Raw genomic sequence first — 3,248 nt, 5'->3', positions numbered from 1 at the left:
GGCGCACGTCTTCGGTGAACGCACTCTGGCCACACTGGAGCGTCTTCTGAGCCTGCTGTCGGCCTTTGAGGTCGTGGTATGGATGACGGATGGCTGGCCGCTGTATGAATCACGCCTGAAGGGAAAGCTGCACGTTATCAGCAAGCGTTACACTCAGCGCATTGAGCGACATAATCTGAATCTGAGACAACATCTGGCAAGGCTGGGACGGAAGTCACTGTCGTTCTCAAAATCGGTGGAGCTGCATGACAAGGTCATCGGGCATTATCTGAACATAAAACACTATCAGTAAGTTGGAGTCATTACCGAAATGGGCTGCAATCAATGATTATGGCGGCAGTTCCGGGACAGAAACTCGTCCACTGCAATAACAAATATAAAAAACACAGGTCATCAGGGAATGCCACAACGACACCACCAGGGACATAAACGCACACCGAAACAGTTGGCGCTCATCATCAAACGCTGTTTGCCGATGGTGCTCACTGGCAGCGGCATGCTTTGCACTACCGCTAACGCCGAAGAGTATTATTTCGACCCCATTATGCTGGAAACTACAAAAAGTGGTATGCAAACAACTGATCTGTCACGTTTTTCAAAAAAATACGCACAACTACCAGGAACTTATCAGGTTGATATCTGGCTGAATAAAAAGAAGGTTTCACAGAAAAAAATTACATTTACCGCCAATGCAGAGCAACTTCTGCAGCCACAGTTTACGGTAGAACAACTACGTGAGCTGGGTATTAAGGTGGATGAAATCCCGGCGCTGGCTGAAAAAGATGACGATAGCGTGATCAACTCGCTTGAACAAATCATTCCCGGTACAGCTGCTGAATTTGATTTCAATCATCAGCGACTTAATTTGAGCATTCCCCAAATTGCACTGTACCGTGATGCAAGAGGTTACGTCTCCCCTTCTCGTTGGGACGATGGTATACCAACGCTGTTTACCAACTACTCGTTTACAGGTTCTGATAACCGTTACCGCCAGGGCAATCGTAGCCAACGACAGTACCTGAATATGCAAAATGGTGCTAATTTTGGCCCCTAGCGATTACGTAACTATTCTACGTGGACACGCAACGATCAGGCGTCAAGCTGGAACACTATCAGTAGTTATTTACAACGTGATATCAAGGCGTTGAAGTCTCAGTTGCTTCTGGGAGAAAGCGCCACCAGCGGCAGTATTTTTTCCAGCTACACCTTTACTGGCGTGCAACTCGCTTCCGACGATAATATGTTGCCAAACAGCCAGCGCGGATTTGCCCCAACGGTACGCGGTATCGCAAACAGTAGTGCAATCGTGACTATCAGGCAAAATGGTTATGTGATCTATCAAAGCAACGTGCCAGCGGGTGCCTTTGAAATTAACGATCTCTACCCCTCTTCCAACAGCGGCGATTTAGAAGTCACGATTGAAGAAAGTGACGGTACACAACGTCGCTTTATCCAGCCTTATTCTTCATTACCCATGATGCAGCGACCTGGGCATCTAAAATATAGCGCGACCGCTGGACGCTATCGCGCTGATGCAAACAGTGATAGCAAGGAACCCGAATTTGCTGAAGCCACGGCAATATATGGTTTGAATAATACTTTTACGCTGTATGGCGGCCTGCTCGGTTCTGAAGATTATTATGCGCTGGGGATCGGTATCGGCGGCACACTTGGCGCACTGGGCGCGTTGTCGATGGATATCAACAGAGCTGACACCCAATTCGATAACCAGCACTCTTTTCATGGCTATCAATGGCGTACGCAGTACATCAAAGATATCCCGGAAACCAACACCAATATCGCTGTTAGCTACTATCGCTATACCAACGATGGCTATTTTAGTTTTGATGAAGCCAATACCCGCAATTGGGACTATAACAGTCGCCAAAAAAGTGAAATTCAATTCAACATCAGCCAGACAATATTTGATGGGGTAAGTCTGTATGCCTCCGGTTCGCAGCAAGACTATTGGGGCAATAACGAGAAAAACAGGAATATCTCTGTTGGGGTTTCCGGCCAGCAATGGGGAATTGGTTACAGCCTGAATTATCAATACAGCCGCTACACTGATGAAAATAATGACCGTGCACTCTCTTTGAATCTCAGTATTCCGTTAGAACGCTGGTTACCGCGTAGCCGGGTTTCCTATCAGATGACCAGCCAGAAAGATCGCCCAACCCAACATGAAATGCGTCTTGATGGCTCACTGCTGGATGATGGTCGCCTGAGCTATAGCCTGGAACAAAGTCTGGATGACGATAACAACCATAACAGTAGCCTGAACGCCAGTTACCGTTCACCTTATGGAACCTTCAGTGCCGGATACAGTTACGGTAATGACAGCAGCCAATACAATTACGGCGTTACCGGCGGCGTGGTTATCCATCCTCATGGCGTGACGCTCTCGCAATATCTGGGCAACGCTTTTGCGCTTATCGATGCTAACGGGGCTTCTGGCGTGAGGATACAAAACTATCCGGGGATTGCTACTGATCCCTTTGGCTATGCAGTGATTCCTTATCTCACGACTTATCAGGAAAACCGTCTCTCGGTAGATACTACGCAGCTGCCCGATAACGTCGATCTTGAACAAACAACACAGTTTGTGGTGCCCAACAGAGGTGCAATGGTAGCGGCGCGTTTCAACGCCAATATCGGTTATCGCGTACTTGTTACAGTCAGCGATCGCAACGGTAAACCGTTGCCCTTTGGCGCTCTTGCCAGCAACGATGATACGGGGCAACAAAGTATCGTCGATGAGGGCGGCATACTATATCTCTCTGGGATATCGAGTAAATCACAAAGCTGGACTGTACGCTGGGGAAATCAGGCAGATCAACAATGTCAGTTTGCTTTTAGTACACCGGATTCAGAACCAACAACCTCTGTATTACAAGGCACAGCGCAGTGCCATTAAGGATAAAAAAATGAAAAGAGCGCCTCTTATAACATGGATTTGCCCCTATATTTCCAGACATCTGTTATCACTTAACCCATTACAAGCCCGCTGCCGCAGATATTCCCGTGGCGAGCGATAACCCAGCGCACTATGCGGATGCCATTCGTTATAATGCTCGAACGCCTCTGCAAGGTTCTTTGCTGCCGTTAACCCGTCTGGTTTGGGCATGATACTGATGTAGTCACGCTTTATCGTTTTCACGAAGCTCTCTGCTATTCCGTTACTCTCCGGACTCCGCACCGCCGTGTTCTTCGGTTCAAGTCCCAACATCCGGGCGAACTGGCGTGTT

1 protein-coding gene and 3 pseudogenes are annotated in these 3,248 nt (G+C 48.1%); 3 read left to right on the top strand and 1 reads right to left on the bottom strand.

Annotated elements, in window-relative coordinates; all coding sequences use genetic code 11:
• The 3 pseudogenes from BFF42_RS13240 to BFF42_RS13235 all read left to right on the top strand — a co-directional run.
• Positions 1-292: pseudogene (locus BFF42_RS13240) on the top strand (IS1-like element IS1X2 family transposase); the annotation flags it as partial.
• A gap of 16 nt (positions 293-308) precedes the next feature.
• Positions 309-371: pseudogene (locus BFF42_RS27745) on the top strand (hypothetical protein); the annotation flags it as partial.
• Positions 372-400: 29 nt separating this feature from the next.
• A pseudogene (locus BFF42_RS13235) lies at positions 401-2,917 on the top strand (fimbria/pilus outer membrane usher protein).
• Between the two features lie 45 nt (positions 2,918-2,962).
• Here BFF42_RS13235 and BFF42_RS13230 read toward each other — a convergent pair.
• The coding region (locus tag BFF42_RS13230) for an integrase core domain-containing protein (protein WP_000318964.1) at positions 2,963-3,248 on the bottom strand (286 nt) is incomplete at its 5' end.

The organism is Shigella sp. FC1661 (assembly GCF_001712525.1).
GTDB classification, from domain to species: domain Bacteria; phylum Pseudomonadota; class Gammaproteobacteria; order Enterobacterales; family Enterobacteriaceae; genus Escherichia; species Escherichia coli.
The sequence above is the reverse complement of the archived record's forward strand: the minus strand, read 5'-3'. Positions and strand labels throughout refer to the sequence as shown.